Source organism: uncultured Methanobrevibacter sp. (assembly GCF_902769175.1).
Taxonomy (GTDB): Archaea; Methanobacteriota; Methanobacteria; order Methanobacteriales; family Methanobacteriaceae; genus Methanobrevibacter.
In genome coordinates this window covers 61,975-88,394 of sequence record NZ_CACXNW010000006.1, presented here as the reverse complement: position 1 = coordinate 88,394, position 26,420 = coordinate 61,975, and the positions used below count along the sequence as shown (strand labels likewise).

Below are 26,420 nucleotides of genomic sequence, written 5' to 3'. Positions count from 1 at the left end.
ACAACTTAAAAAGATAAATGAAAATTAACTTTAAATATTTTGAAAATAAAAATAATTTAAAGATAAACAAATAAAACAGATTTTTATAGGTTAAAAAATGATGATTGCAGATACATTATCACAAGAGCTTAACATAAAGATATCACAAGCAGAAAGTGTAATAAAGCTAATAGACGATGGAAACACCATTCCATTTATTGCAAGATATAGAAAAGAGGTAACCGGTTCACTTGATGATGAGATACTTAGGAAATTTGATACAAGATTAAAATATCTCAGAAATCTTGAAGAGAAAAAGGAAACTGTCTTAAAGAATATTGAGGAACAAGGAAAACTGACTGAAGAGTTGAAAAAGGCCATTATGGAAGCTACAACCCTTGTTGAACTTGAAGACTTATACAGACCATACAAACAAAAAAGACGAACCAGAGCTACAATAGCTAAGGAAAAGGGTCTTGAAGGATTGGCAGATATTATCCTTGCCCAAGATATAGAGGTTCCGGTTGAAGAGATAGCTAAGGATTTTGTTACCGTTGACAATGAAGAGATTGATGAGGAATTGAGAGTAAACAATACAGAAGAGGCAATCCAAGGTGCACAAGACATAATAGCTGAAATCATATCTGACAATGCAAGCTTCAGAGCCCTTATACGTGAACTCAGTTATGAAGATGGTGAGCTTATTTCAGAAGCTAAGGATAAGGATGAGGAATCAGTTTATGACATGTACTACGACTACACTGAAGAAGTCTCTAAGATAGCAATCCATAGAGTCCTTGCAATCAATCGTGGAGAAAAGGAAAAATTCTTGAAAATCAAAATCAGTGCTCCTGAAGAGGACATTATAGCATATCTAAGAAGACATGTCCTAATCAATAAGGGAGGCAAGCCAACTCAACCGATTTACAATAAGTATACTGAAGAAACCCTAACTGATGCAATACAAGACTCCTACAAAAGGCTTATTGCACCAGCTATTGAAAGGGAACTTAGAAATCAGCTTTTTGAAAAGGCGGAAGACAAATCAATCAAGGTATTCTCAAAAAACCTTGAACAGCTGTTGATGCAGGCTCCAATAATCAATAAGGTAGTTCTTGGTTGGGACCCAGCATTCAGGACAGGATGCAAGCTTGCTGTTGTTGATGAATATGGAAAGGTATTGGAAACAGGACTTGTATATCCAACAGAACCTCAAAATAAAATAGCTGAAACCCGTTCAACTGTTCGTGACCTGATTTTCAAGTATGACATTAATCTTATCGCAATTGGAAATGGAACTGCATCAAGGGAATCTGAAGCAATAGTGGCAGAGATAATAAAGGACCTTGATGTACAGTATGTGATAGTCAATGAGGCAGGGGCAAGTGTCTATTCTGCAAGTGAATTGGCATCAGAAGAGTTTCCAGATTACAATGTAGGTGAAAGAAGCGCAATTTCAATTGCAAGACGTCTTCAAGACCCACTTGCAGAGCTTGTTAAAATAGATCCTAAATCAATAGGAGTCGGCCAGTATCAGCATGACATGAATCAAAAGAAGCTTGGAGAGTCTCTTGACAATGTTGTTGAAAAATCCGTAAATGAAGTGGGAGTGGATGTAAACACTGCATCTGTATCACTTATGGAACATGTTTCAGGAATCAGTAAAACAGTAGCTAAAAATATTGTGAAATACAGAGAGGAGAACGGAAAGTTCTACTCAAGGGATGAATTGATGAAAGTGAATAAGTTAGGTCCTAAGGCATATGAGCAATGTGCTGGATTCATGAAGGTAAAGGACAGCCACAATCCATTGGACAACACTACAGTTCACCCAGAATCATATGGAGCTACAATAGCATTCCTAAGCTCACTTGGATACTCCCTTGAAGATTTGGACAATAGAAAAATAAAGGAATCTGACCTTGACTTAACAGATGAGGAATTTGAAAGGATCGCTTCTGAAATCGGCATTGGTTCAATCACATTAAAGGACATTGCAAAAGAGCTTAAAAAACCTGGAAGATACCCAAGGGAAGAAATGCCACAACCTATCTTAAGAAAAGATGTCTTGACAATGGAAGACCTTGAAGAAGGTATGGTTTTAAGTGGTACAGTTCGTAATGTAGTTGATTTTGGTGCATTTGTAGATATTGGAGTGCATCAGGATGGATTAGTCCATAAATCCCAAATAACCGATACACAATTTGTAAAGCATCCACTTGATTTTGTAAGTGTTGGAGACATTATTGATGTAAAGGTTATTGATGTGGATGTTGCACGTCATAGGATTCAATTGTCTATGATTATTTAAAAAAAAGATTTTTAAAAAAATGGAAAATATTAAAAAAAGGGCTTTGTTGAAATTCTATAAATTTATATAAAAATTTTAAAAAATAACTGTTAAAAAGATTAAAAATAAAATTTTAAAAAAGGTTTTCAACAGCCCCTAAAAAGATAAAAAATAAAATAGTTAGAGTTGATTCTCTAACTATGAAAAGCTTTTAATCAGACAAAATGACAAGTTAATCTTCCAATTTTTTAATCACTTGCTTAGGCATTCTAAGAGGTTTAGTTACTTTCCAACTGGTGGAATTAACAATCTCTTTATTCTTTTGCCTGGATTTCTTTAGATTTTCCTTAAGCTTTCTATTGTGATTCTTTAAATTTTTGTTTTGCTCATTCAGCTTATCGTTTTTGTCATTTAATTTTTCATTCTTGTTTTCCAATTTACTGTTTTTCTTATTCAGCTTATTTATTTCCTTATTCAATGACCTGAGTTCTTTTTCCAAATCCTTTTGGGTTTGCAACAGCTCTTGAATATTCATGTGTAAGTCATTCTTAAGCTCATAGGCCTTTTCTATTGAATAAGGACATATGCTAAATGAATTTTCATTAAAGGAAATGATATGAGATCCTTCTATAGAATAGCTGATTCTATCATCCACCATTGAAGTGTCTCTAAAGTGAATGTCGTTTTTCATGACAATGGTTTTATCATTTTCATTATAGATTACTTCAAATTCTAATTTAGCCTCTTCATTTTCTATAATAGGTATTTCCAAATTGAAATAACGTTTATATTGCCAATTTACACCTAAAAATCTTTTAATTGACGAATTTTCCTTTGTAAATTCATTTAAATCATGGAAAACTTCTTTGGTTCCATCTGAATCTGTCTTAATAGCTTGAATGCTTAATGTATCATAATCACAGGAACTTGCAAAGGTTCCTAAAATCTTTAGAATATTGCTTTCTATTTCAATGCTGTCTAAGTAGATTCCATGATTATGCAAATTGTTGATTATAAAGTCTCCAGTCTTTAAATAGACCTCTCCTTCCCCATCAACAGTTTCTATATGGAACTCTTTTTTGTTTTTGATATACATCAGGAAATATCTGACAATATTCTGTTTTATGATGCGCTTATCATTGATTACATCCTCATCCACATAGCTTAGGGCATGGCAGAAAGTTTCCCAAAACTCATTGATTTCCTCATCTGTAAAGTAATCCGGAAAGTCTGAAACTCCCTTATACCACTGAAGGTTATATGCAATAACATATTGAATGAACTTAGGAACACAGCCCATCCTTTCCATATAATAATCAATCAAGTAAACGTTAAGGTTCTTTAATGTATGGGTGAAATACTTCTTCTTGCCTTTGTAATTGTCAATCATGGAAGTTTCATCCATTCTCTTTCTGTAAAAATAGGAAGAGGTGCTTATGACACCAATTTTTTTCTTAGGCAATATTATTCTATTTACCATTACGGTATCATAGCCTGAAATCAATTCTGTGTCAAATTCCTTTCCTTCCAATGATTCATTCTTTACAAATGAAGATGCAACAGATAATTGTGGGTTATGGGGCTGCTTCATTAAGTCAATTACTCGAGTAGACCTAAACTTATAATTTAAGGCATGGTCTCCAGTTCTTCTTTCAAAAAACAGCACAGGTATTGCAACCAGATCAATTTCATCATAATGCTTTTCAAAAAAGTCATAAACCTCTTGAAAGGTATTTGGTGAGAGACGGTCATCGCTGTCTAAAAAGCTGACATATTTTCCATGCAAATGCTTTAATCCTAAATTGAATGCACTTGCTTGACCGCCATTTAATTTAGAAAAGAACTTTATGTTTTCAGGATATTTTTCTTGGTATTCCAATGCGATGTCTTTGGAATTGTCAGGACTGCCATCATCAATGATCAATAGCTCGACATTCTCTTCAAAGCCTATAGTTTGGTCTATTAAAGAATCAATAGCCTCTGCAAGATACTTTTCTACATTATAAATAGGCATTACAACAGAAAATTTATACTCATAATCCATAAAAACACCTTTTAATCAAAATATTAACACTAAAAATTAAATCACTATCAATTAATATTTTATGGGTATTAATAATTATACTTTACTCGAAAAACCAAGGCAAAATTTCTTGAATTATGCTTATTTAAAAAACCTAAGAATTTATTGATAACATTTTTTAAAAAATAATCATGGAAAAAAACCTAAGAAATTTTTGACTATCTTTTTTTTTCTAAATCTAAAAGGCCTTGTGACTCTCCAACTTGTGGAAGTCACCATTGCCTCATTTTCTGCATCAATTTCCTTCAAAGCATTCATAAGATTATTTTTTTGATTCTCCAACTCTTCAATCTGTTTATACAATTTACTGTTTTGATTTTCCAATCCTTTTATTCTCATCTTATACTTATACTCTTCTATTGAATTGGAATCTAAAATGGCCTTGACTTTAAGCAAAACATTTTTAGAGACATAATCATTATTCAAATCAATTTTAGACAGCTCTTTCTTAGCCAAATCGAAATACTCATTTGAACGTCCATTTATTTGATATGTAATCTGATCCAACTTCAAATAATCAAATTCCTTTTGCAATTCATCCAATAGGCCTTCTGACTTTAAAAAGTCTCCAACTATCTGAAGTATGCAAAAGATATCCTTATACCTTTTCAATCGAGTGTTTGAAATGGAATTTGGATTGTCTGTTCTATAATGATAGAGATGCTCTCCAAGAAATGAAATCTTAGAAGCCTTTAGAATTGTCATTGAATGGAATGGCAAATCATTGTGATTTAAGCCTGTTGGAAACTTTAGAGAGTCATGCTTGTCTAAAAATTCCTTTTTATAAAACTTAAACCAAGGGGCAAAGGGACTTTTAAATGGAAGTAGCCTATAGTCCTTATAGTTAAATGTGAAATCACTGAAGTCAGCATCCTTAAATTTCTTTCCTATATCAATCCTTGAATGCTTAATGAACTGATTGCCTTCATAAATGTCAAAATCAAAAATCACCATATCTGAATCATTGCTTACTGCATTATCATAGACCTTTTCCAAACAATCCTCAAGGATAGAATCATCTGCATCAAAGAAATAGACATAATCTCCAGAGACCTTCTTCAAGGCATTGTTTCTTGCAACGCTTGCTCCTTGATTCTCTTGTGAATATACTTTTAAGCGAGAATCCTCTGATGCAAGCTTATTTAAGATCTTCAATGAATCGTCAGTTGATCCATCATCAATGCAGACAATCTCAAAATCTGTAAATGTCTGATTAAGGATACTGCTGATTGATTCTTCAATATACTCTTTACAATTGTAAACAGGCACTATAACTGAAATCTTTACCATAAGAATCCCAATACGTTTAATAAAAAAAATTTGAAATTGAAGTTAAGAATAATGATTATTCGTAAATTCTCCAATTAATTGTTTATAAATATAAAGTCACTATAATTATTCGTAAATTCTCCAATTAATTGTTTATAAATATAAAATCTCTATTATTTAAATTTAGTTAATTTAATAGGATTTAAGTGCTTTAATAGATTTTTTTGATTTATATTTTTAAAATAATTATATAAATACTAATTAAATATTATATATTAGTAAATATAAATATAAATATAATCTAAATTTTTGTATGAAAACAAAGTAGATTTTTCTTGATTTACAACACATAAAATGCTTAAAGGAGAAATTAAATGATTCCAAAAGTTATGATAATTCTAGGAAGTGCATCTGATAAGGAAATAGCTTTAAAGTCTATTAAAATATTGGAAAAACTTCAAATTCCATATAGTTTAAAAGTGGCATCTGCACATAGGACTCATGATAAGGTCAAAAAATTGGTAATGGATGCAACAAAAGAAGGTGTAGAAGTTTTCATAGGAATAGCAGGATTAGCTGCCCACCTTCCAGGAGCAATAGCTGCATATACCCATAGACCAGTTATTGGAGTTCCTGTAGATGGTGCTGTTGGAGGTATGGATGCATTGTATGCTTGTGTTCAAATGCCTTTCCCTACAGCAGTGACTACCGTAGGAATAAACAGAGGAGACAATGCTGCAATCCTTGCAGGTGAAATCATTGCAAGCCATGATGATGAAGTTGCTTTAAAAATCTCCCAATTGCGTGTTGAATATCAGGAAAAAGTTGAAAAAGGAGAAAAGGAATTAATCGATAGCATCGAAGGAGAATACTTCCAAAAAGACTTTTTAGCAGATGAAAACTATGAAAAGATTGAATTTGAGGAATTGGATGACACTCCAGATGTAATGATACTTGCAGGCAGTTATTCAGATATGGAAATAGCTAAAAATGTAGCTATTTTACTTGAAAGAATGAAAATAGAATACAAGCTTGATTACATTTCTCCAATAAGACATTCTAAAGACTTTGAATCTTATATGAGCAAAAGAAACAATGCAAAATTATTCATAGCAATCAGTGGATTATCCGCTCTTGTTGCAGGATCTGTTGTTGCACTAACTGAAAAGCCAGTTATAGGAGTTCCATGCTCCAAGAAATTAGATGGCCAAGATGCCCTTCTTACAATGGCTAATATGCCTCCAGGAGTACCTGTAGGAACTGTAGGAATAGACAATGGAAGAAATGCTGCAATAGTTGCAGGGGAAATCCTTGGAATATCTGATAAAACAATTGAAGAGAATTTGAAATGGATTAAATACAAAAATGCTGATTTATAGATAAATAATTTTTATTAAATGTGTTTAAGATTAAATCTCATAGTAAAATGATTTTGAAAAATTAAATGCTGATTATAACTTAAATCTGATTATATGATTGAAGAGGAAGATGTGTGATTAATATGACAAAAGAGATTATGAATGTTATTCAAATTGATGAAGAGCTTGATGCTAAATATGAAGCAGCAAAAGTCCTTCGTAAATATCCTAAAGATACTGTAATGTTAAATAATATTAAGGGATATGACATTCCAGTGGTTTCTGGAATCTGCAATACAAGAGAGAAAATAGCCCAATCCCTTGGATGTCAAGTTGATGAAATACTTTACAAGATCATTGATGGTATGAACAATCCTACACCAGTCACTGAATTCATTGATTTGGTAGAGGAATACCAAAGCAAAAGAGTCGATTTAGGCAAAATACCAATTCTTACCCACTATAAACGTGACGGTGGAGCATATATCACTGCAGGAGTTGTATTTGCAAGAGACCCTGAAACAGGTGTTCAAAATGCTTCAATCCACAGAATGTTGGTTTTAGAGAAAAATAAATTGGCAATTCGTATTGTGCCAAGAAACCTTTACACATACTTCCAAAAGGCAAAGGACATGGGCAAGGACTTGGACATTGCAATAGCTATTGGAATGGAACCTGCAATACTTCTTGCATGCACAACCTCCATACCAATCGATGCAGATGAAATGGAAGTTGCAAACAGATTCAGAAATGGAGAATTGAAACTTGTAAACTGTAAGAATGGAATGAAGGTTCCAGAAGCAGACGTCATTTTTGAAGGAAAGATATTGATAGATGAAACTGCTCCTGAAGGTCCATTCGTAGACTTGACTGATACTTATGACTATGTAAGAGAAGAGCCTGTAATTAAATTAAGCAAAATGTACATTAAAAAGGAAAATCCAATGTATCATGCAATCTTGCCAGCAGGATTTGAACATAAATTGCTTCAAGGAATGCCACAAGAGCCAAGAATATTCAATGCTGTTAAAAACACCGTTCCTACTGTACAAAACGTAGTTCTTACAGAAGGAGGCTGCTGTTGGTTGCATGCAGCTGTTTCAGTAAGAAAGCAAACTGAAGGAGACGGAAAAAACATAATTATGGCGGCCCTTGCTGCACACCCATCATTAAAGCATGTAGTGGTAGTGGATGAGGATGTAAACATATTCGACCCACAGGACATTGAATATGCAATAGCTACACGTGTAAAAGGTGATGACGACATAATCATTGTCCCTAAAGCAAGAGGTTCTTCCTTAGATCCAAAAGCTTCTGAAGTTGATGGAACAACTACTAAAGTAGGTGTTGATGCTACCAAATCAATTTTAGAGCCAGAAAAATTCGAAAGAGTGAGTTTTAGCGAATAAATAGCTAATTTGAAATAAAAAGATTATTTTGAAAAAGAAAAAGCTTAAAATAACTAAAATTACAGAAAAACAAAAAACTTCAAATGTTAGCTAAAATAATGGAAAACAAGAAGAATAACTTCAAATATTAGCTAAATAATGGAAAACAAGAAGAATAACTTCAAATATTAGCTAAATAATGGAAAACAAAAAAGTTTCAAATTAGCTAAAAAAATGGAAAACAAGAAGAATAGCTTTAGCGAATTAATATTGACTTTAATTTTATGATTTTAGATTAGGTGAAATAATGGAAAAAGTAGGTGTTATGGGAGCGGGAAGCTTAGGAACTGCCTTAGCTCAAACAATTTCTGAAAATGTCGATGAGGTGTATATGCATCTTAGAAGGGAAGAATTGAAGGATTCCATAAATGAATCAAGATACAATGCAGAATATTATCCTAACACAAGGCTAAAAGATAATATAATTGCAACTACCGATTTGAATGACTTGAAAGAATGCAGCATCATATTTTTAGCTATTCCATCATCTGCTTTTAGAACCAGCTTAGAAAGCATTAAAGGAGTCATAAGTGAAGACACTGTCCTTGTAACAACTGCAAAGGGAATTGAATATCCTTCCCTAAAATCAATGGGAAACCTTATAGGAGAATATTTTGATGGTGACTTTGTAGCATTATCCGGACCTAATTTCGCATCTGAAATCATGTTAAACCTTGCAACAGTTTCCAATATTGCATCAAGAAATAGGGCAAACAGTGAAAAGGTCAAATCAGTATTGTCCACTCCACAATTTAAGGTGAAAATAATCGGTGATGTCATTGGCCTTGAAATATGTGGAGTCCTTAAGAACATTAATGCAATAGCTAATGGAATCTGTGAAGGAATGAACATTAATGAAAACGCAAGATTCGGTGTTTTGACAAAAGGATTTGAAGACACTAAAAACATTATCAAAAACATTGGAGGCCATGAATCCACTGCAGGAGAATACTGTGGATTTGGTGACTTGGTATTGACTTCAACATCCTTGGAAAGTAGAAACCATACCCTTGGAATGCTCTATGGTCAAAGAATCATAGTGGACGAAAAGGCAAGCGGAATAGTCTTTGAAGGAAAGAACTCCATTATGGCAGTTAAGGACATTTGCGATAAGCACAATATTGAAAGCGTAATAGTCAATTTCGTTTATGATGTAATTGTCAAGCAAATCAAGCCTACAAAAGCCTTTAATACATTATGGCAAAATATCGAATGATCAAAACTAAAATTATGCTTACCATTATCTAAAATCAAAAAAATCATGAAAATTAACTCTATTAGAATAAAAATTACTCTATTAGAATAATCTAAAATCTAAAATAATTTAAACTTATCAAAATATTTTAAATCAAATTAAAATTAATAAACTGCTCTAATTAAAATATTCAAAAATTAAATCAAATTCATTATTGGGAGAAAAATCTATGACAAAATTTTCAATTATCATTCCAGTTTATAATTCAGAACGATATCTTAGGGAATGTTTGGACAGTGCTGTAAACCAAACATTCAAGGACCTTGAAATAATCTGTATCAATGATGGTTCGACAGATAGTTCTGAATCCATATTAAAGGAATATGAAACTAAGGATGAACGTGTCAAAACATATTCCCAAGAACATAAAGGAGTAGGAGCTGCAAGAAACTATGGAATGGAAGTGGCTCAAGGGGAATATATAAATTTCCTGGATAGCGATGATGAATTGTCCCTAAACTGCTTGGATAAGGTAAACAAATTCCTTAAAGGCAATTCAGTTGATGTCGCTACAATCCCTATTTTTTATTACAATGAAAGAGGTCATGGATTAAACTACAAATTCAACTTAAAAGAGGATTCAAAAAACAGAACAATAGCTTTCAAGGAAAATCCTGATTTTATTCAAAGTTCTGTAAACTCTTGTTTCATAAAGGCAAGTGCAATAAATGATTTGAAATTTGATGAGCAATTGCATGATGCTAAAGGTCTTATTTTTATAAACAAGCTATTGCTTTCATGCGAAAAAATAGGCTTGGTAAAGGATGCCATGTATCTCTTTAGACTAGCTAATGACAAATCATTAAGTAAAATTGCATCAAAGGACAAGGAATTCTACACCTATAGATTAGATTGCTTACAGGACCTTATTGATTTTGCAAAAGAAAAGGAAGGAAGAGTCCCTCGATTTATACAAGGTGCAATTGCATACGTTTTGCAGACATTTGAAAAGATAGCTGATTTTCCAAAATTCCTAACAAAAGATGAAATAGATGGCTTTTGGGAATCAATGTACGGCATATTGGAAAATGTCGAAGAGGAAGTCATTTCAGACCCAAGGATAATGAATAAAAAGATTGCATACTTTAGGGAATTCCTTATTTATGTGAAAAACAGAAAGGATTTCCGCATTGAGAAGGATGAAGATGGATACACATGTTTGAAAACTGGTGATTATACCTTCAACAGATTGGAAAAGCGCAGAATATTCTTTGACATTATAGAACTTAAGGAAGGAGTTCTAAATTTATCAGGTAATTTTGTAAGTTCATGCAAAAGCGATGCATTAAGCGTAGAAGCCATAAAAACCTATAAGGGAAAGAAAGAAACCTTCAAGGGAAAGTATGTTGAATATCCAAGAACACCACGTGTAACAAGAAGGTCATTAGGTATCGATTGGAGATTTGACTATAACTTTGAATTCAAGATTCCTATTGACAAGAAAGGAGAAACTAAAATTGATTTCCGCATGATACTTGATGAGAATGGAAAGAAAACAGTGATGAAGAACAACATCACCTTTAGGAAATTTGCAGAAATCTCTAAATTCAGTCACTATTACATTAGAAATTCACAAATCATAGCAGCAGTAGGAAATTCCTTTGTAGTTATGCCATATAGCTTTAAGAAAGCATTGCGCTATGAATTGACCTCACTCAAATCAATTGCATTGACCAGACCAAAATATTGGCCAAGGTCAATAGGCTATAGATTATTGTACCTATTGTCCTATCCATTTATGAAAAACAAAAAGATCAATATGTATATGGATAGAAGAGAGAATACAGGAGACAATGGAGAGCATCTGTTCAGATATGCAATAGAACAGAAAGATGGAATATCCAAATACTTTGCAGTGGAAAAGGACTGTGCTGAATACAAAAAGCTTAAAAAAGAATATGGAAAGAGCATTCTCAAATTCGGATCCATCAAGCACAAGTTCCTCTATATGTTTTCAGAGAAGCTTATCTCTTCACAAGGATATAAGAAGCATGCCAATCCATTTTCTGACTTGAACCTAAAATTGGTGCAAGGAGTTTCAAGCCCACCTATCTATTTCCTCCAGCATGGAGTTGGAAAATACGACATGAGAAGCTGGCTTAGAAAGTATGACATTAACTTCTCACTTATACTTACAGTATCTGACTATGACCAAGAGGCATTTGTCAATACATACAACTATGACGAGGAAATCATTCAGGAATTAGGTTTCCCAAGATATGACAATCTAACAAATGAAAACCTTAAGAAGGAAATTGTAATAATTCCTACTTGGAGAAAGCAAATAAGGTCTAGAGTAGGGCTTTTAGCATCTGAATACTATAGAAGATGGAACAACTTGCTTAACGATGAGAAATTGTTGAAGGTTGCTAATGAAAATGGCTATAATATAGTCTTCAAGCCACACCCTAATTCATTAAGGTTCTTAGAGCTCTTCAACACTGAAAACGTTATAGTTGATGATTATAGAAGGTTCCACGACATATTGTGTGAATCAGCTTTAATGATTACAGATTACTCTTCAGTCAACTTTGATTTCGCCTACCTTGAAAAGCCTGTAATCTATTACCAATACGGTGATGACTACCACTTTGAGGGAGAGGCATTGATTGATGATGAGAAAAGTACCTTTGGTGACATCATAAAGGACGAAGATGAATTGATTGCAAAAATAATTGAATACATTGAAAATGACTGTAAAATGGAAGAGAAGTACATAGATAGAGTCAATGGTTTCTTCAAATATCATGACAAGAACAATTGTAAACGTGCATACGAATGGATTTTAAAGCATTAGATATGAAATTGAAACTTGTTAATGAATTAAAACTAAAAATAATGATTAATTAAAAAATAAAAAATCATAAACAATTTAAAACAAAAAATAATGATTCATTAAATGATAAAGAAAATTAAAACTTAAAATAATGATTATTTAAAAAATTTAAAGAGGAATAATATGATCGGTGTTATATTAGCTGCTGGAATGGGTACAAGATTAATGCCCCTTACAAAAGACATTCCAAAAGCATTATTAAAAATTAATGAAGTTACTTTGCTTGAAAGAATGATTAAAAACTGTGTAGATGTTGATATCAGCAAATTTTTAGTGGTTGTAGGATATAACAGAGACAAAGTTATTGACTTATGCCCTGAAATAGCTGAAAAGTATGATATTGAAATAAAGACTATTGTAAATGAAAAGTATGATGTAACAAATACCTCTGTATCAACTTATCTTGCAAGCAAATACATTGAAGAAAACGATTTGGATGACTTCATTTTAGTTAATGGAGATAATGTGGTAGACCCTGAAATAATCTCAAGGCTTGCTGCCTCCATCAATACAGGAATGATCATTGACAACTTTAAGGAACTTAATGAAGAATCCTTCAAATTGATTATTAATGATGAGTCCTTCAATGATGACAAGTCAATAGCTAATGGAAAGATCAATTCCATTGGAAAAGGCCTTGATATTCCATCTTCAAGTGGAGAATTCATTGGAGTGTCTAAAGTAAAAAGCGATGATGTAGCAGAATTCAATAGAATATTGGAAGGATTAATTGAAGAAGACCCTCAAAACTATTATGATTTTGCATACAAGGACTTGAGCACAATCAAAACCATTGATTTTGTACTAACAAACGGATTGAAATGGACTGAAATAGATGACCATACAGATTGGGAAAATGCTCAAATACTTGTTAATGAATTAGAAAACTAATCATTTTTATATTTTTAATTGTTGCTGAAAAATCAAAAACTGATAATAAAAAATCACTGAAAGCAAAAAAACTGATGAAAAATCAGTAAAACACAAATAATAAAAAAAACTGCTGATAAGCAATTTTAAAACCAATTGAAATGTGAGAATATGATAAAGAATGTTAATGGTAGAAATAGAATATTCTATTTAGACCAAGTCAGGGCATTGGCTATTATATTGGTTATATTATGCCATGTTCTAAGAGAATATACTAAAATACGCCCAATTGGTTCAGTTGGGTGGAGTTCTACCGCTTTTTTAATTGATTTTGGAGTAATGGGAGTTCCATTATTCCTAATGATAAGTGGATCTTTATTATTGAATAGAGATTATGAATTAGGAGACTTTTTAAAGAGAAGATTTTCAAGAATCTTGATTCCATTTATATTTTGGGCATTGCTTCTTCCGATTTTTAAAATAATTACATACCCAACTGACCCAAGCAACTATCTTACATTATTCCTTGATTCACAATACTGGTTTGTATGGATGCTGATTGGTGTTTACCTATTCCTGCCTATTCTAAATTCATTTATTAAGGAATTCAAAATGAAAGGAGTGGAATACTTCCTTGTAATTTGGCTGCTCACAATAGGTCTTAATACATTTGGAATCTACCCATTCCATAACTTGGAATTAAGCTATTTTGCAGGTTATGTTGGATACATCGTTTTAGGCTACTATTTAACCAATAAAGAGTTTAATTTAACAGATAGACAAATGATATGGCTTAGCTTGATTATATTCATAGTATTTACAGCAATCAACATCAGATTTACATTAACACATGGAAAAGTTGGATTGACAGGGGACAATAACCTAAAATACTACCATTATGAAACTTTGATTGTGGTATTGCAATCTACTGGAGTATTCCTGTTCTTTGAATATTATGCAAAATACTGTTCAAAGCATGTAAATACCTTTAGAAATAAGGTTTATTCCTTTTTCAAAGACACATTCATGTCAAAAATCATTTTGACAATAAGCGTATGCAGTTATGGTATGTTCTTAATCCACTATTTCATTGTTTATGGCCTTAGATGGATTGACCATAATATGTTCCCAATATACTCAGCATCAGTGGCCTATCTGCCTATAGTCTTGATATTGGTCATATTCTTAAGCTGGCTTATAATCTATGTCTTAAGCAAAATACCAATTTTAAGGGAAATCAGTGGAGCCCATTAAGCTTTAAGTATTATAATCGAGATGATTTAAAAAAAGATACAATTATTTTCAGATAAAAAAAAGTAGTAAATATATAAAAAAAGTTTGACAGAGAGGATAAAATGGCTAAATCATTCAAAAAGAAAATCAAAGATATAATATACGTTTCTGCAAAACGTAGTGCAAGAGCCCTGTACTACTTAGGAACCCATGTGCTTAGACCAAAAGACAATATTATCCTCTTGGAATCAAGCAATGGACGTAATTATACTGGAAACCCAAGATATGTATATGAAGAGATCTTAAGCCAAGGCCTTGATAAGGAATTCAAATGCGTTTGGGTATTCATGAAGCCTGAACTTCAGGAAATACCTGGAAATGGAATCAAGGTAAAAAGGTCCTTCTTCAAGTTCCTCTATTATACAATCGTAAGCGGAACATGGATATTTGATTCAAGGCATCTCTACTATCTTAGGAAACATGAGAAAACAAAATACATTCAAACCTGGCATGGAACACCTCTTAAGAAATTAGGATTGGATATGGACTATATTGACATGAGCGGAAACCAGGACATTGAAAAGTATCATGCAGAGTTTACCAAAAACAGTGCAGATTGGCAATATCTTATTTCACAGAACAGCTATTCAAGTGAAATATTCAAAAGGGCATTTGCCTTTAATGGGGAAATGCTTGAAATAGGATATCCCCGCAATGACATATTGTTTTCAAAAAACAATCCTGATGACATAGAAGCCATAAAGGACAAATTCAATATCCCTAAGGATAAGAAGATAATTCTTTATGCTCCAACTTGGAGAGACAATGAATACTATGCAAAAGGCCAATACAAATTTGCAACTGACATGGATTTTGATGCCATGAAGGAAGCGTTATCTGATGACTATGCCTTGATTGTAAAGTATCATTATCTTGTTAAGGAAAACATAGACTGGGATAAGTATGGAGGATTTGTAATTGAATGCGATTCAGAATGGGACATTCAGGAATTGTATCTCATTTCCGATGTGCTTATAACCGATTATTCTTCAGTGATGTTTGACTATGCAATCCTTAGAAGGCCTATGCTATTCTTTACATACGACCTTGAATTCTATAAGGACAGCTTAAGGGATTTCTATTTCGACATGTTTGAAGAGGTTCCAGGACCTATCGTTGAGACAACCGACAAATTGATATCTGAGATAAAAGAGCTTGACAATGGAGAATATATGGAAAGATTCGGCAAGAAATATGATGATTTCCAAAGGAAATACAATGAATTTGATAATGGAACAGCTTCTAAAAAGATTATTGAATTAATTAGAGGCAAATAATTTGATAACAGTAGCTAAAAAAAAGATCATTGAACTTATTAGAAGCAAATAATTTGATAACAGTAGCTAAAAAAAGGCTATTGCATTAAAATTTATGCTCTTTTAATCTATTAATAAAATTTAAGATTTGAATCTTATTGAAAGGCAAAAATTTTTCAAAACTCTTACTAACTCACAAAAACTTTATGGCGAGGTATGATTAATGGAAAACAATGACTCTGCTAACTTAAAGGAATTTGACTTAGGCTATGGATATACCTTTAGACAAGGAAGCGAACTAAATGCTATTTTTAAAAAGGGCAAACCTAATAAAACCCTAAACACCAATATAATCAACGTATACAATAGGATATTTGATTTCAGGCCAAAAGCAAAATCCATCGCCATGAAAAAGGATAAGGCAGTCATAGATTTCATTGTGGAAAGTGTAAATTATAAAGACCATGACCTAAAGGACTTTTTTATAAATGTGGGATACAATGATTATGAATTTTCAAAAAAATCCAAATCATATCGCGTTGAAATTCCTTATGACAGCATAAGCATTCCAGGAAGAATAGCTGGAGTATACCTTTGCTATAGGGATGAAGACGGATTCATGTTCAGAAAGAAATTCGAATTGGTTCCAAGCTTTACAAAAAGACTTAGAAACAAATACCTCGACATGACCAACTCCTACAACAAATATGAGCATCATGACCTTTACTACAGCAAACTGATAGAGCATGAAAACCATAGCATTTACCTCTATGAATCATGGAATGGATTCATTTCATTGGCTTTTAGGGAAATGAATGTTACTGATGATCCTAAAGAGGCTAAAAAGATAGAATCTTCATTTAAAAAGTATATGAAAGATAAAAAGGATGGAAAAACCGTTCCATCAGTTCTCCTTTATGAAAAGTTCTGTGGAAAATACGAAGAAAGTGCAAAATACGTTTATGAAAGGCTTATTGATGACGGATGTGAAAACGTATTCTTTATCCTAAAGAGAGACAGCGATTATTGGGACGATGTTCCAGAAAAATACAGATCCAACATCATAGAGAAATACTCTCCAAAGCACTATTATGAATATTTCAATGCTAAGGCCTTTATTGCAACTGAAACAATAAACCACGTTATTGATTTGACAACATACAATGCCCTTACCCGCAGAAGGCAATACTGGAAAGACTATTATTATATCTTCCTTCAGCATGGAGTGATGTTTGCATATTCCATTAAAGGCAGAGGAGACTTTGAAAAGGGAAAAGGATTTGACAAAAACGCCTATGTTGTTGTATCTTCTGAAACAGAGGCAAACCATTTTATAGAAGATGGAAACTTTGATAGAGAAGACCTTATTAAATGCGGACTTCCAAAATTCGACCACCCTATCCAATATGAGGATGCTGACAAAATCCTTATTATGCCTACTTCAAGAAACTTCGAATATTCAACAATAAGGGACGACACCCTTAATTCAACATACTACAATTTTTCAAAGAAACTTATCGAGAGCGTGCCAGAGGACTTGAAGGACAAGATAGTCTTTATTCCACATCCACTTGTAAATGCAATATTCGGAAAGACAGACCTGGAAGAATATATGCCTGAAGAATACAGCTATGATGAATTGCTGAGAAACACAAAATTGCTCATTACCGATTACTCCTCAATTTCCTATGATGCATTCTATAGGGGATGCAATGTAATTTTCGCTTGGATGGAAAAGGAAATGTGCCTTAACAACATTGGAATTGAACTTAAGCTAAATGATGACAATGCATTTGCAGACATTGCATATGACTATGACAAGCTTGCTGAACTCATCAGCAAAAACTACAATGGAACCCACAGCGAAGAAAACACAAGAAAATACAACGACATAGTTGAATTCCACGATGGAAAAAATACTGAAAGGTTTATCGAATATCTTTACAATACAAATATTTTCCCGCAAAAGGCAGCAGAACGTGACATAAAGGATGCTGTCGTCACTGGCATAGAAGACCATGGATATACAGGCAAGCCAATAGGAAATCCAAAGATTAAGCTAAGCTACAATGGAGTTAAGCTCATAAAAGACCTTGACTTTAAGGTAAAGAATTCAAATAATATCGACATTGGAACTGCCACCTGCAAGATTGAAGGAATGGGAATCTATAAAGGATCAAAGACAGTTAATTATGAAATCAAGAAAAACATTAAGAATGCAAAATATAAAATCAAAAAAGGTCATTTAATCCTCCTTTACGATGGAGAAGAACTGACTGAAGGTGAAGATTATACTTATGAATGGAATGATTACCCAGATATCGCATTAATCAAGATAGTTGTAGAGGGTAAAGGAGACTTTAGCGGTAAGAAAACCATTTTAAGAGATACATTAGCTAAAAAATAGAGAAAAACACAACTAAAAGGAAGAAAACAAAACACAAAAAACACAATAGAAAAAGAAAAAAACAAAACACAAAAAAACACAATAGAAAAAGAAGAAAACAAGGATGAATTAATCGCAAGACTTGAAGCAGTAATCCAAGACCTCCAAGCACAACTCGAAGAAGGGACTAAACAAGAAAAGAAAAAAGCACAAACCAAAAACACAGCAGAAAAGGAAAAAAACACAAAACACGAAAAAATAAAAATTAAGGGGAATGGGAGTTTGAGTGAAATGAATGATGTGCAGAAAAATCTATATCAGCTGTTGAAAGAGTTTGACAGCATCTGCAAAGAAAATGACATAGAATATTTCATAGCTGCAGGAAATGCATTGGGAGCAGTTAGACACAATCAATTCATGCCATGGGATGATGATATAGACGTGTACCTTAAAAGGGACGAATGGAACAAGCTAAGACATCTATTGGAAACTGAAGATAATATCCTCCCAGAAGGACGCTCATTTGTCTACAAAGAAAATACAGAATACTACTGCAACACTCTCCCAAGATACATCAACAACAATACAACATCAATCTACAAGTCACAGGCAATGATTGGAGCATCATGCGGACAAAATATAGAACTCTTTATTTTAGACCCTATGCCAAAGGATGAAAAGGAAAAAGAGGAATATGTTGACTTATTCAAGGTCTACACAGAATTATTAACACCTTATTATGTAGTTAACTTCAATTTAAACCTTAAAGAGTGGGAAAGGCACTACAGACTATATGAAAAATATTTAAAAAGGGTTGATGAAGAAGGCAAGGAAAAGGTAATCAATGAATTGGAAGAAAGATTGCAGGGCTACCCAATGGAAGAATGCGATTCATTTTGCATGCGTTGGGGAAATTACATATTGATATTCAAAAAGGAATACTTTGAAAGTGGAAGAATGGAAAAATTTGAAGAGGACTTTTTCCCAATAGCAAAGAAAGCTGAATCTGCACTTAGAGTTAACTTTGGTGATGACTGGATGTATGTTCCAGAATACCATAATCAAATTGTTCATGGTGGAATAAAAGACATTGACGTGCCTTTAAAGGAATATACGGATATTTATTTAGAGAAAATCAACAGAGAATCTGTTTTCAAAAGATATGGAAAAAACAAAAGAAACAATGCAAGCCTATTCTATAAGCGTGAAAGAAACCGAATGCTTGTTGCAAAGGCAAATGCCATTTTAAAGTCTAAGGAAATTTGTAATGACTTAAACTCTAAGGAGGAACACTTAAGTTCACTATTGGAAAATAAGGATTATGAAACATTGTCAAAAGAATTTAATGACTATTCAAAATTACAATTGTCTAAAAACATAAGAAAAAACAATATACTTATTCCTATTTCTAAAAAGAATCTTAATACACTGCTATTGTCCCTGACAGAACAGGGAAGATACTTTGAAGCCAATAAGTATTTAGATATTCTTAAAGCACAGGAAACTCCATTGGATGATGAATTCAATGAGATTAGAGAAATAATTAGCCTATGCAGAAAAATCTCAATAGCCCGGTATGATGAAAAGGACAATGATCAGCTAATGAAACTGGTTGAAGAAAACAAGGACAAATATCCTAACTTATTGGACATTCATCGCTCCATCATCTATCTTAAGGAAAGCCAAGCAAAATCAAATGAAGACTTTAAGGAAATTGACAGCTTATGTGAAGATGTCTTAAGCAGCTATCCATTTGACGGAGAAACAATGGCCTATCAGGCAAGGGCAAAATTGGAATGTGGAAATGATGAGGAAGCTATGGAGCTTTATAAAAAATCCATTGAAAATACAAGAAACGGTTTGATTTGGAAAAAGGTTGAAGAGGAATCTGGCATTAGCAGAATAGCTATTGAATCCGAAATGATCTTAGATATGGAGAGGGATGAAAATGAAAACTAAAAAAGATGTCCAATTGGAACTCCTAAAGGAAGTTGATGAGATTTCCTCAAAGAAAGACTTGAATTACATCCTAACCGGATTAAATACCTTAAATGCCTATCGCAATCATACAATTAAAAAAGGGCCTATCAGCGTCTTCGTTGCTATGACTGAAGGAGACTTGGAACGCTTCTGTAAAATTATTGAAGAGGAGCATGAAGACAGATATGTTGAAGGACGCTTCAATAATCCAAATCATAAGGAAACTTATGTCTTTTATGGAAACAGGAACACCGCTGAATTCAATATGCTCAAATCAGATGATAGTCTCTATAATGGAATCAGCATTCAGATTACTCCAATTTCCCTATCAAAATCTAAAAAGAATGTAGCTAGAAAAAAAGTCTTTGGAAGGATCAAAAGTTTGATTAGGAATGATGAAGATGATAAAAGATTCTTAGACAAATGGAAAGACATGCAGGATTATAGATTGGTTAAGATAATCAATAAGGAATATGATGTGGATATTTTCAAGGAAATTGAAAAGGTCAATGTAGATGGAATTGACTTGGCTTTTCCTAAAGACAACGAAAGCTATTTTAAAAAAATGTATGGAAAAAACTTTAACAGCAGAAAAATCAATGAAAAGACACAGCCAAATCATATCCTTATAGATGCAAATCGAAGCTATGAAGAGGTAATGGAAGAAATAGGAGATTTGGTAATCGAATCAAGAAACAATAGCAATGAAATTAAAAAGGAAAGGGAAATTGCAATTGAAGACTATAATATAATAATAAATAACTGGAATCTTGTCGAAATGACCAATGACAGCTTAAGCTTAGAAAATATTTTGAAGAAAACTCTGAAAAGATATTAAGCTATGACATAGATGATGAAGAAGACTTCAAGAGACTTCATAAGGAATTGAAAGATGCAATTAAGGCATTGAATAAATACAGCAAACATGAAATGACATTTTCAATAAGTCCTGAAATAGACCATTTGATTGAAAAGGTCTTGGAGAAAAAAGGCAGAACAAAGCTTCTTGCAAAAATACAGGAGCTGTCTAAAAAAGAGTATTTCATTAAATAGGTGAAAAAGCTGTTTAAATAAAACTTAACAAAACTAAGATATACTAAAAAAAACTAAGATATAATCAATTATCCAAACCAAGATAGTTAAAAAAAAAAAACAAAATATCTAAAAAAGCAAAAACAGGATTAAAAAAAAAAACAAAATATCTTAAAAAGCAAAATCAGGATTTTTCATGATGAGGAATAAATATGGATGAAAGCATAGAACCACAGTATAGAGAATTAGATTTGATAAATGCTTACACTATAAGACAAGGAAAAGAATATAATGCCTTATTTAAAAAGGGAAAGCCTAAGAAAATTCTTAATATTGAGAAAACTAATGTTTATAATAGCATATTTGATTTCAAGCCAAGAGCAAAATCAGTTTCCATGAAAAAGGATAGGATTGCCATAGACTTTACAGTATCCAGCAAAAAGTATCCTGACTATGACTTAAAGGACTTTCGGGTAAATGTTGGATATAATGACTACAGCTTCACTAAGAAATCAAAGGCATACCATGTGGAGATTCCATATGATACCATAAGCATTCCAGGAAGGTCTGCAGGAGTCTATCTTGTATATAGAGATGAAAACGGATTTATCTTCAAAAAGAAATTCCTTGCTATGAGAAGCTTTATGAGAAGAATTAAAAACTTCTATCTGACTAAAACCAATTCATACAATAAGTATATTCATCATGACCTTTTTTACAGCGATTTGGTCACCTATGACAATCATAGCATTTTCCTCTATGACACTTGGAAGGGATACCTTTCAATAGCTTACAGGGAAATAAATGTAACAGACGATTCAAAAGAGTCAAGAAAGATAAAATCTGCCTTCAAAAAGTATATGAAAGACAAAAAGGATGGGAAAAACATTCCTTCCATTCTCCTTTATGAAAAGTTCTGTGGAAAATATGAGGAAAGCGCAAAATACGTTTATGAAAGGCTGATAGATGATGGATGTGAAAACGTATTCTTCATATTAAGCAGAGACAGCGATTATTGGGATGATGTTCCAGAGAAATACAGATCAAACATCATAGAAAAATACTCTCCAAAGCACTATTATGAATATTTCAATGCTAAAGCATTCATAGCTACAGAATCCATAAACCATGTCATCGATTTGACAACATACAACGAACTTACAAGAAAAAGGCAATACTGGAAAGACTATTACTATATCTTCCTTCAGCATGGAGTTATGTATGCATACTCCCTAAAAGGCAGATGGGACTTTGAAAAGGGAGGAGGATTTGACAAGAACGCTTTTGTAGTTGTATCTTCTGAAACAGAGGCAAACCATTTCATAGAGGATGGAAAATTCGATAGGGAAGACCTTATTAAATGCGGACTTCCAAAATTCGACCATGCCGTTCAAAATGAGGATGCAGACAAGATTCTCATAATGCCTACTTCAAGAAACTTCGAATATTCAACAATAAGGGACGACACACTCAATTCAACCTATTACAAATTTTCAAAAAGCATTATAGAAAGTGTGCCAGAGGACTTGAAGGACAAGATAGTCTTTATTCCACATCCACTTGTAAATGCAATATTCGGAAAGACAGACCTGGAAAAGTATATGCCAAAGGAATACAGCTATGATGAATTGCTGAGAAACACAAGATTGCTCATTACCGATTATTCCTCAATTTCCTATGATGCATTCTATAGGGGATGCAATGTAATTTTCGCTTGGATGGAAAAGGAAATGTGCCTCAGCAACCTTGGAATTGAACTTAAGCTAAATGATGATAATGCATTTGCAGACATTGCATATGACTATGACAAGCTTGCTGAACTCATCAGCAAAAACTATTATGGAAGCCATAGTGAAGAAAACACAAGAAAATACAACGACATTGTTGAATACCACGATGGAAAAAATACTGAAAGATTCATAGATTACGTTTATGAGACAAATATTTTCCCTGAAAAAGCTGGAAAGCACAATATCAATGATATTATCGTAGAAGGAATTGATGATAGGCCATACACCGGCAAGGCTATTGTCTTCAACAAGATGAAAGTCAGCTACAATGGCAGGAAGCTTATCAGGGAACTTGACTTTGATGTCAAATATCATGACAATGTGGAAATCGGCACTGCCAAATGTGAAATAATAGGAAAGGGAATCTATACCGGATCCAAGGCTATTGATTTCAAAATCAAGAAAAACATCAAAAAAGCCAAATACAGAGGAGAAGAGGATGGATTCACTGTCAGCTTTGATGGGGAAGAATTGGCAGAAGGAAAGGATTACGATTGGGAAGAAGAGGATTACTCTGAAATTGGCATGAAGAAAATAATCATAAGAGGCATAGGAGAATATGCAGGTGAAAAAAACATATTGATTGATATTGATAAAAAATAATAAGGATATTAAGCAAAAATAAGATTATAAAAAATAAAGATTATCCAAATAGATAGAATGATTGAAAAATTAAAGATTAGATACAGTTGATAAGATGGCAGGATAGAATGATTGAAAAATTAAAGATTAGGTACAGTTGATAAGATGGCTAGATAGAATGATTGAAAAATTAAAGATTAGATACAGTTGATTATATGGCAAACAAAAGAGTTTTTTACTACGATGCTTTGAGAGCCTTGGCAATATTTGGAATTTTAGCCTGTCATATGATTACAATATTCATAACAAAAGCAAATGACATTTCCATTCATAATCTGGATTGGATGTATCTATTCTTTTTCAATTCACTTAGGCAATTTTCTATCCCCTTATTCGTAATGATAAGCGGTGCACTGCTAATCAATAAGGACTATTCCCTATCAAATTTCATAAGGAAAAAATTCAATAGGATCTTTATCCATTACATATTTTGGGCAATTGTCTTTGTTCTTGTCTCATTCCTATTGGTCACATTGGGAATCAAGACAAACATGATCAGCGATTTCTCTATAGGATACCTCTTCAAGTCAATGATAGGATTTACTCCAGGATTCCAAAAAGGACGTCTCTTTTGGTTTATTTGGATGATTTTGGTAGTATATGTAATCTTATTTATACTGAATAAGGTATTGTATCATTTCAATGAGAATCAAAGGAAAAGAATAATAGACATACTAGTAATAGTATTTACAATATACTGTTTAGTAGCCCTTCCATTTGACCTAATAAAATTAAGCCCTTACAAGAACTTCATACCTTACTACATATCCTTTGCAGGATATGGAATATTAGGATACTATTTGGCAAAAACAGACTTTTCCAATAAGCTAAAGCTATCCAATAAGGCACTGTTCATTATTTCAACTGCACTGTTTGCAGTACTATACATTTACTTCCTTGTATATGCAACAGGATTATGCGCTGAGGCAAACAAGTTTGTATCAGTAAATTATTTTGGCATTCTAACATTATTGATGTCTTCAAGCATATTCCTATCATTCAGATACTTTGAGGAATCATATAATGAAAATGAGAATTCCCTATTCATGAAAATAAGAAATGGAAAATTAGGGGAACTGATCAATTCCCTAAGCAGATGCAGCTTTGGAATTTACTTCATCCATCCATTGGTATACATGTTCTATAAGGATATCATATTCCACTCAATAGACATAGCAAATCATAATCCAATCAAATGGTCTTCATTATTGATAGTATTGGTTATCTTTACAAGCTGGGGAATAATTTGGATCATGAGCAAAATACCATATGTAGAAAAGGTCTCTGGAGCTTAAAGATTTTCCATATCCCCAAAAAAATTGTTAATCAAAAAAAGTAAAAAATGATAGTTATTAACTATCAATTATTTTTTTTCTAAAAGAATATTTAGAATAATTCTATCGATGAAAATCATTATTCTAAAACAAAATTCAACTTACGGCCACAATTAGCACAATAGCTAACCTTATTCTAAAACAAAATTCAACTTACGGCCACAATTAGCACAATGGCCATCCTTTATTCTATTTTTATCCCTATTGCAGTATCTTTCCCTTGCTATTAGAAGCTCACCGCAATTAGGGCAATAGCTGTTATTGTCTGCAGGCGTGTTTCCCAAATAAACATATTCAATTCCCATATCAATAGCTATTTCCTTAGCTCTTAAGAGATAATCAATATTGGTTGGACTTTTATCCTCCATCTTATACATTGGGAAAAACCTTGAAAAGTGAATAGGAACTTCAGGACCTAATTCATCTAAAACAAATCTGCAAATATTTCTAATGTGGCCTTCATCAGTATTTAAGTCATTTATCAAAAGGGTAGTTATTTCCAAATGGGAATTGCTTTCATAAATTGTCTTTAGGTTATAAAGTACAATATCCAATCTGCCTCCACATATTTTCCTATACAATTCATCATCGAAAAATTTCAAGTCAATGTTGAATGCATCAATAAACCTTAATGTTTCCCTTAATGATTCGTTAGTCATAAAACCATTGCTGACATAAACATTCTTAAGATTTTTCTCATGTGCAATCAAAGAAGTTTCTCGTGCGAAGTCAAAGTATAAGGTAGGTTCATTATAGGTTCAAGAAATCGATAGGCAATTATCATTAATAGCATTTTTAACAATGGTTTCTGGCAGTATTTTAGTTGAGTTAAATTTATTATAAGAATTCATTGACAACATATATTCTGACAGTTCAAACATGAAAAATTACATCCAAAACCACCAATCGAGTATGTTGATGAGCCTGGCAAAAAGTGATAAAGAGGCTTTTTCTCAATATTTATTATAAGAATTCATTGACAACATATAGTTCTGACAGTTCAAACATGAAAAATTACATCCAAAACCACCAATCGAGTATGTTGATGAGCCTGGCAAAAAGTGATAAAGAGGCTTTTTCTCAATAGGATCTGTGTGATATGATGCAATTCTATGATAGTTACAGGAATATAACTTACCATCGATGTTTTTTTGAGTATTGCAGAATCCATAGCTATTGTTAACTATTTTACAGTTCTTTCCACATAAATAGCATTGAACCATCCTTTTTGATGTTGAATTATCATTCATATCAAGATCTTCATCTTCATATAATTTATCATAGAACTTTGATTCATGCAACATTAAAAACACCTATTT

Annotated in this window: 18 protein-coding genes; 14 read left to right on the top strand and 4 right to left on the bottom strand. The window is 32.7% G+C overall.

Annotation, left to right across the window (positions count from 1 at the left end):
• The first annotated feature begins 100 nt into the window (after positions 1-100).
• Complete coding sequence (locus tag QZV12_RS03085; RefSeq protein ID WP_366925530.1) at positions 101-2,290, top strand: Tex family protein; 2,190 nt, start codon at positions 101-103, stop codon at positions 2,288-2,290.
• A 211-nt stretch (positions 2,291-2,501) separates the two neighbouring features.
• On the opposite strand, the gene QZV12_RS03080 is transcribed toward QZV12_RS03085, so the two are convergent.
• Both QZV12_RS03080 and QZV12_RS03075 read right to left on the bottom strand, forming a co-directional pair.
• Positions 2,502-4,313: a glycosyltransferase gene (locus QZV12_RS03080; protein ID WP_295617030.1), complete on the bottom strand. Its 1,812-nt coding sequence runs from the start codon at positions 4,311-4,313 to the stop codon at positions 2,502-2,504.
• 168 nt (positions 4,314-4,481) lie between these two features.
• Complete coding sequence (locus QZV12_RS03075; RefSeq protein WP_295617027.1) at positions 4,482-5,642, bottom strand: glycosyltransferase; 1,161 nt, start codon at positions 5,640-5,642, stop codon at positions 4,482-4,484.
• Positions 5,643-5,995: 353 nt separating this feature from the next.
• Between QZV12_RS03075 and purE the strand changes: the two genes are divergently transcribed.
• The 13 genes from purE (at position 5,996) to QZV12_RS03010 (ending at position 25,062) form a co-directional block, all read left to right on the top strand.
• Entirely contained in the window at positions 5,996-7,000 is a 1,005-nt protein-coding gene (gene purE / locus QZV12_RS03070) for a 5-(carboxyamino)imidazole ribonucleotide mutase (protein ID WP_295617024.1), read from the top strand.
• Between the two features lie 122 nt (positions 7,001-7,122).
• Positions 7,123-8,388 carry a UbiD family decarboxylase gene (locus QZV12_RS03065; RefSeq protein WP_295617021.1) on the top strand — a complete coding sequence of 422 codons (1,266 nt, stop codon included), beginning with the start codon at positions 7,123-7,125 and terminating at the stop codon, positions 8,386-8,388.
• Positions 8,389-8,674: 286 nt separating this feature from the next.
• Positions 8,675-9,643: an NAD(P)H-dependent glycerol-3-phosphate dehydrogenase gene (locus QZV12_RS03060; protein ID WP_295617018.1), complete on the top strand. Its 969-nt coding sequence runs from the start codon at positions 8,675-8,677 to the stop codon at positions 9,641-9,643.
• A 208-nt stretch (positions 9,644-9,851) separates the two neighbouring features.
• A complete protein-coding gene (locus QZV12_RS03055; protein WP_295617015.1) occupies positions 9,852-12,479 on the top strand; it encodes a CDP-glycerol glycerophosphotransferase family protein in 2,628 nt (875 codons plus the stop codon).
• 162 nt (positions 12,480-12,641) lie between these two features.
• Complete coding sequence (locus QZV12_RS03050; RefSeq protein WP_295617012.1) at positions 12,642-13,409, top strand: phosphocholine cytidylyltransferase family protein; 768 nt, start codon at positions 12,642-12,644, stop codon at positions 13,407-13,409.
• 150 nt (positions 13,410-13,559) lie between these two features.
• Positions 13,560-14,642, top strand: coding sequence for an acyltransferase (locus tag QZV12_RS03045; RefSeq protein ID WP_295617008.1), 1,083 nt, complete (start codon positions 13,560-13,562; stop codon positions 14,640-14,642).
• A gap of 101 nt (positions 14,643-14,743) precedes the next feature.
• Positions 14,744-15,958: a CDP-glycerol glycerophosphotransferase family protein gene (locus QZV12_RS03040; RefSeq protein ID WP_295617006.1), complete on the top strand. Its 1,215-nt coding sequence runs from the start codon at positions 14,744-14,746 to the stop codon at positions 15,956-15,958.
• 202 nt (positions 15,959-16,160) lie between these two features.
• Positions 16,161-18,344, top strand: coding sequence for a CDP-glycerol glycerophosphotransferase family protein (locus QZV12_RS03035; protein WP_295617001.1), 2,184 nt, complete (start codon positions 16,161-16,163; stop codon positions 18,342-18,344).
• Positions 18,345-18,614: 270 nt separating this feature from the next.
• A complete protein-coding gene (locus QZV12_RS03030) occupies positions 18,615-20,282 on the top strand; it encodes a phosphorylcholine transferase LicD (protein ID WP_295617114.1) in 1,668 nt (555 codons plus the stop codon).
• On the top strand, positions 20,272-21,141 hold the full coding sequence (locus QZV12_RS03025; protein WP_295616998.1) for a hypothetical protein: 870 nt from the start codon (positions 20,272-20,274) through the stop codon (positions 21,139-21,141). The genes QZV12_RS03030 and QZV12_RS03025 overlap by 11 nt, the downstream gene beginning before the upstream one ends.
• A 47-nt stretch (positions 21,142-21,188) precedes the next feature.
• Positions 21,189-21,356, top strand: a complete 168-nt coding sequence (locus tag QZV12_RS03020) for a hypothetical protein (protein WP_295616996.1) — start codon at positions 21,189-21,191, stop codon at positions 21,354-21,356.
• Between the two features lie 191 nt (positions 21,357-21,547).
• On the top strand, positions 21,548-23,728 hold the full coding sequence (locus QZV12_RS03015; RefSeq protein WP_295616993.1) for a CDP-glycerol glycerophosphotransferase family protein: 2,181 nt from the start codon (positions 21,548-21,550) through the stop codon (positions 23,726-23,728).
• A 194-nt stretch (positions 23,729-23,922) separates the two neighbouring features.
• A complete protein-coding gene (locus QZV12_RS03010) occupies positions 23,923-25,062 on the top strand; it encodes an acyltransferase (protein WP_295616988.1) in 1,140 nt (379 codons plus the stop codon).
• Positions 25,063-25,232: 170 nt separating this feature from the next.
• On the opposite strand, the gene QZV12_RS03005 is transcribed toward QZV12_RS03010, so the two are convergent.
• Both QZV12_RS03005 and QZV12_RS03000 read right to left on the bottom strand, forming a co-directional pair.
• Entirely contained in the window at positions 25,233-25,811 is a 579-nt protein-coding gene (locus QZV12_RS03005) for a hypothetical protein (protein WP_295616985.1), read from the bottom strand.
• 243 nt (positions 25,812-26,054) lie between these two features.
• Complete coding sequence (locus QZV12_RS03000) at positions 26,055-26,405, bottom strand: hypothetical protein (RefSeq protein WP_295616982.1); 351 nt, start codon at positions 26,403-26,405, stop codon at positions 26,055-26,057.
• Positions 26,406-26,420: the final 15 nt, after the last annotated feature.